Origin of the sequence: Arthrobacter sp. H41 (assembly GCF_000520535.1) — a bacterium.
Lineage (GTDB): Bacteria > Actinomycetota > Actinomycetes > Actinomycetales > Micrococcaceae > Arthrobacter_D.
In genome coordinates, this window is the sequence record NZ_KI914793.1 from 9724 (window position 1) to 15096 (window position 5373).

Sequence of the window (5373 nt, forward strand, 5' to 3'; positions counted from 1 at the left end):
AGGCCGCCCGCCACGGCTTCCGCCCCGCTCATCAGCTCCGCGGTGTACACCAGATCCAGGGTCCGATGAGCACCCAGCCGCTCCGTGAACAGCCAGTGCCCCCCGGAATCCAGGGTGGCACCGAGGTTCGCGAAGGGCGAGCCGATCTTCGCGGTGTCCGCCACGTAGACGACATCCGTTGCCACGAGGAGCCCCAGACCGACGCCGAGGCAAGCGCCCTGCGCCGCTGCGAAGGTGGGAGCCGGAAACGCCGCTATCTTCTGCAGCAACGGTGTGACGCGCCCGTCGAGGTATCCCCCGGCGTCGTCGTCCCGGGCATCGACACCGGAGATGTCGCGCCCTGCGCAGAACGCCCGGCCCTCCCCACGCAGCAGCAGGGCACGCACCGACCCTTTGGCGGCGTCGTCGAAAGCAGCCGACAGATCGTCCAACGCGCGGTCGTCGAGCGCATTCAGCTTGTGGGGTGCGTCGAGCACGATCTCGACCACGCCGTCATAGATCTCGAGGCTGATCATGCTGTCAGCAGTACTTGTCGTCATGTCAGCGTTCCTAGGCGTCGTAGTCGACGGTGACGGTGTCGCTCGTAGGGCGGGCCTGGCACGTCAGGACGTAACCATTCTCCACCTCATCGGGTTCGAGTGCATAGTTCTCCGCCATGTCCACGGTTCCGGAAACAACTTTCGCCCGACAGGTTCCGCAGACTCCGCCCGCGCAGGCGAACGGCACATCCGGCCGCACCCGCAGCGCCGCGTTGAGGATGGACTCGCGGGCGTGCGTAGGGCTCTTGACTTCGCCCTGCAGTCCGTCGAGGTTGAACGAGATCGTGAAATTGTCGCCGTCGTCCGCTGCCCGGACCGGTCTTCCCGTCTGGCCTTCGGGCCGGCTGGGCTCACCCGTGGAGAACAGTTCGAACCGGATCTTCTCGGCCGGAACGCCCCGCCCGGCGAGGGTGTCGCGGCACAGCTGCACGAGGTCGAAGGGCCCGCAGAGGAACCACTCGTCCACCTCGTCAGTGCGGATCACGCTGCCCAGGAGGGTTTCGAGCTTGTCCGCGTCGATGCGTCCCGTCAGCAGGGGAGAGATTCGCTGCTCGCGCGAGAGCACGTGGTGCAGGGCGAACCGTGCAGGGTAGCGGTCCTTCAAATCGGCGAGTTCCTCAAGGAACATTACGTCCATCGCGGCACGGTTTGCGTAGACCAGGTCGAAGCGGACGTTCGCATTCGCCGCGAGCACGGTCCGGGCGATGGCGATGACGGGGGTGATCCCGGACCCCGCCGCCACGGCGACGAAGGAATTCTGCGTGGCGGTATCGATCTGCCGGGGATCGTTGACCTCGGTCAGCTCGTGCTTCGAGATGAACTGGCCCATGGGGCTCATGACGTCGAGGGAGTCGCCGGCCTTCAAGGACGTGTTGGCCCACTCGGAGAAGAGCCCGCCGAGGTCCCGTTTGATGGCCACCCGGATCTCGCCGGGCGTCGGTTCGGCGCAGATCGAGTAGCTGCGGCGCACCTCCTTCGGTTCGCCGTCGACGTCGAGCGTGGTGCGCAGCGCTACGTACTGGCCGGGAAGGTAGTCGTAGCGGTCGGCGAGCTCGGTGGGCACGGCGAAGGCGACCTCGACGGCGTCGTCGGTGAGGCGGCGAACCCCGGACACCGTCAGCGGGTTGAAGGCCGTCCGCCGCTTGTTCGTGGGGGCGAGGACTACTGCCATCTACAACACCTTGAAGTAATCGAAGGGCTCCCGGCAGTCCTGGCACACGTAGAGCGCCTTGCAGGACGTGGAGCCGAAGCGGGTGAGCTCGCGCGTGTTGAGTGAGGCGCACTGGGGGCACTTCACGCTGAGACCGATCCTCACCTTACCGGCGGCAGCCTTCCCCGTGGGAGGAGCAATGCCGTACTCGTTGAGTTTCGCCTTGCCGGCGTCGGTCATCCAGTCGGTGGTCCATGCCGGAGCCAGCTCGATGATCACGCGGACGTCGTCGTACCCGCGGAGCTTCAGGGCCGAGGTGACGTCGTCGCGGATCGCGTCCATCGCCGGGCAGCCCGAATAGGTGGGCGTGATGACCACCGTTGCCTGCCCGCCCGGGCCGGCATCCGCGGCGCGGAGCACCCCGAGGTCCTCGATGGTGAGCACGGGGATCTCGGGGTCGCATATCTCCGCGGCGATGTCCCACACCCGGGCGTCGTCGTCGTTCGCCGGCCGGCTGGCGGTGTTGGTTCCGGTGCTGGTTCCGATGCTGGTTCCCATGGCCACCGTCACCAGGAAGCTCCGGGGTGCTCGCGTGCCAGGACCTGCATTTCGGCGAGGATATAGCCCAGGTGCTCGCTGTGACGGCCCTGACGGCCCCCGCCCACGGCCTGCGGGACGGACGGGACCTCGAGTTCGGCTTCGGAGAGCGCGGTTCCGACCGCCGCGTCGAACGCCGCCTGGAGTGAGCTCGGACGGACCGCGGCGTCCCCCAGTGCGTCGACCGGCGCGTAGTCGGTGAACAGCTCCCCCACATAGGGCCAGGTGAGCTTCAGCCCGGCCTCCATGCGGCGCCGTGATTCGTCGGTTCCGAGGGCGAGCCGCAGGATCCACTGGGCACTGTGGTCGCGGTGGTAGTCGACCTCCTTGACGGCCTTGGCGGCGATTGCTGCGAGAGTTGCGTCCGAGGAATGCACCAAGTGCGAGTAAAGCTCCCACTGGTAATGCGAGACCACGAACTGGCGCGCGATGGTCCGGGCGAAGTCGCCGTTCGGCTGTTCGAACAGGTGGGCCGAGCGGAACTCGGGTTCACGGCGGAAGTAGGCGAGGTCGTCCTCGGTCCTGCCAGATGCGTGCCCGGCGTACGTGAGGAAGGACCGCGCGTGGCCGAGAAGGTCGAGCCCGATGTTCGCGAGCGCCACGTCCTCCTCGAGCTCCGGCGCCCGTGAGATCCACCAGCCCAGCCGCTGCGCCAGGATCAACGAATCGTCGCCGAGCCACAGGGCGTATTCAGCGACGTCGGCGGTCGGTCTGGCATCCGATGCGGCAATGTCTTCGGGGCGCAGGGCGTTGCCGGGGGTGATCCGCGTGGCGCTGGCGTTTGACTCGCTCACAGGTGCTTCACTCCCTCGCTCTTCGTGTAGTAGGTGGCGTGGCGGTAATCCTTGCCCTGGGGGGATTCGAAGAACTGCTCCTTCGCGTCCGGATCGCTGGTGATGATCGACGACGACGGCACCACCCACAGACTGACGCCCTCATTGCGCCGGGTGTAGAGGTCCCTTGCGTTCCGCACGGCCATGTCGGCGTCGGGGGCGTGAAGGGAGCCGGCATGCACGTGCGAGAGGCCTCGCGACGACCGCACGAACACTTCCCAAAGCGGCCAGCCCTGGCGCTTCTCCTGCAGCCCCGTGCTGGGAGCCGTTGCGCCGTCGTCGCCCGTCGTCGATCCTCCGGTCACGCTAAACCGCCTTCACTGACGCGGCGCGCGCGGCGGCCTGCTTGTCGGCGTAGGCCGCTGCGGCTTCCCGCACCCACGCGCCCTCTTCGTGCGCCTCGCGGCGACGCTCCATGCGCTGTGCGTTGCAGGGTCCGCGGCCGGCCAGGACTTCGGCGAATTCATTCCAGTCCAGCGGGCCGTGCTCCCACTTCTGCGTTTCCTCATCGAAACGTACTTCCGCGTCGGGGAGGGTCAAGCCGAGTGCCTTCACCTGCTCCACCATCATTCCCACGAAGCGGGCACGCAGCTCATCGTTGGAGAAGCGCTTGATGTTCCAGGCCATGGATTGCTTGGAGTTGGGCGAATCGTCGTCGGGCGGGCCGAACATCATCAGCGACGGCGCGTACCAGCGGTTCACGGCGTCCTGCGCCATCTCGCGCTGTGCCGGGGTTCCATTTGCCAGCTCGAGCAGGATCTCGAAGCCCTGGCGCTGGTGGAAGGACTCCTCTTTGCAGACGCGCACCATCGCTCGGCCGTAGGGACCGTAGGAGGCGCGGCAGAGGGGAACCTGGTTGCAGATCGCGGCTCCGTCGACGAGCCAGCCGATCGCGCCGATGTCGGCCCACGTGGGCACCGGATAGTTGAAGATGCTCGAGTACCGTGCCTTACCGGCGATCAGGTCCTCGGTCATCTTGTCCCGGGGTGTGCCGAGGGTCTCCGCGGCCGAGTACAGGTAGAGGCCGTGGCCCGCCTCGTCCTGGACCTTGGCCATCAGGATCGCCTTGCGCTTGAGTGAGGGTGCCCGCGTGATCCAGTTGGCCTCGGGCTGCATGCCGATGATCTCGGAGTGGGCATGCTGGGAGATCTGGCGTGTGAGGGACTTCCGGTACGCCTCCGGCATCCAGTCACGCGGCTCGATGCGCGAGTCCCTCGCGATCAGGTCGCGAAAGAGCTGCTCGCCCGCTTCGATCTGCTCAACCGGTGCAGTTGTCGCCACGATGGTCACCTCACTGTGCTGGAACGACGCCGGAAATAATTACCGACCGTTCGTTCAGGATATCCAGTGCAGGCGGCGGCAGTCAACAGGGCGCCGCCGCCCCCTCCCGCTGATTAAGCATCTATGGCTGCCATTTCCGAGATTTGCCAGCCATAGGTGCTTAATCAATGGGGGGCCGCTTACCCAACGGGCACTACGTCGGCACCACCCTGGGCCTGGTTGTCGCCGACGCTGTGGATAACCGTCCCGCACGTCCGCCGAAGCGCAACAATCGGGAACATGCGCCCACCAGCTCCGCTCCCGATGCACCTCGCCGGTCGGTCCTTCACCTCCGCGGAAGCCACCGCGGCCGGCGTTTCCCGGGCGAGGAGCCGCGCCGCTGACCTGGTGACCGAGAGCCGGGGGATTCGCAGACCGGCCCTGAGCACGGAGACCCTGCTCGACGCCGTCGCACCCTATGCAGCGCTGACGCCGCTCGGCACGATCAGCCACACCACTGCCGCGCTCCTCCTGGGCATCCCCATCCCGTGGCGGCTGCAGAACGAGACCGCTGTCCACCTCACCCGGCCTCCGGGGGCGACGGCCGCCCGCCGCAGGAACGCCGTCGGCCATCAGCGGCGGCTCGACGCAAGTGAGCGGACCGTCATCGACGGCATCGCGGTGACGTCTCCGGCAAGGACCTGGCTCGACCTGGCCGCAGCCCTGTCCATGGAGGATCTGGTGATTGCCGGCGACTACCTCGTCAGCGCGCACAATCGGCACTTCGGACGGGATCGGATTCCTCTTGTACCGCTCGGCGAGCTGCGCGAATATCTGGAATCCAAGCACAAGATCCGCGGCGTCATCCGTGCAAGGGAAGCTCTTGAGCTTCTGCGGATCGGCGTGGACTCCCCTCCCGAAACGAGGCTGCGCCTGCTGCTGCACGATGCGGGGCTGCCCGAATTCACACCGAACTTCCCCATCGAAGGCTCGG

Annotated in this window: 7 protein-coding genes; 1 reads left to right on the plus strand and 6 read right to left on the minus strand. The window is 66.9% G+C overall.

Features of this window, described 5'->3' with window-relative positions:
• The 6 genes from Y705_RS23120 to paaA all read right to left on the minus strand — a co-directional run.
• Positions 1–515 (minus strand): enoyl-CoA hydratase/isomerase family protein (locus Y705_RS23120; protein WP_253908554.1); only part of this gene is annotated, 515 nt, incomplete at its 3' end.
• Between the two features lie 34 nt (positions 516–549).
• Positions 550–1710, minus strand: coding sequence for a 1,2-phenylacetyl-CoA epoxidase subunit PaaE (paaE, locus tag Y705_RS0109015; RefSeq protein ID WP_026532622.1), 1161 nt, complete (start codon positions 1708–1710; stop codon positions 550–552).
• On the minus strand, positions 1711–2247 hold the full coding sequence (gene paaD / locus Y705_RS0109020; RefSeq protein WP_049822532.1) for a 1,2-phenylacetyl-CoA epoxidase subunit PaaD: 537 nt from the start codon (positions 2245–2247) through the stop codon (positions 1711–1713). It abuts the gene before it with no gap.
• A gap of 8 nt (positions 2248–2255) precedes the next feature.
• Positions 2256–3080, minus strand: a complete 825-nt coding sequence (gene paaC, locus Y705_RS0109025) for a 1,2-phenylacetyl-CoA epoxidase subunit PaaC (RefSeq protein ID WP_026532624.1) — start codon at positions 3078–3080, stop codon at positions 2256–2258.
• Complete coding sequence (gene paaB, locus Y705_RS0109030) at positions 3077–3370, minus strand: 1,2-phenylacetyl-CoA epoxidase subunit PaaB (RefSeq protein WP_026532625.1); 294 nt, start codon at positions 3368–3370, stop codon at positions 3077–3079. Before paaB ends, paaC begins: the two co-directional genes overlap by 4 nt.
• Before the next feature lie 55 nt (positions 3371–3425).
• Entirely contained in the window at positions 3426–4400 is a 975-nt protein-coding gene (gene paaA / locus Y705_RS0109035) for a 1,2-phenylacetyl-CoA epoxidase subunit PaaA (RefSeq protein WP_026532626.1), read from the minus strand.
• A gap of 279 nt (positions 4401–4679) precedes the next feature.
• Between paaA and Y705_RS18640 the strand changes: the two genes are divergently transcribed.
• A partial coding sequence (locus tag Y705_RS18640; protein ID WP_162149063.1) for a hypothetical protein occupies positions 4680–5373 on the plus strand: 694 nt, incomplete at its 3' end.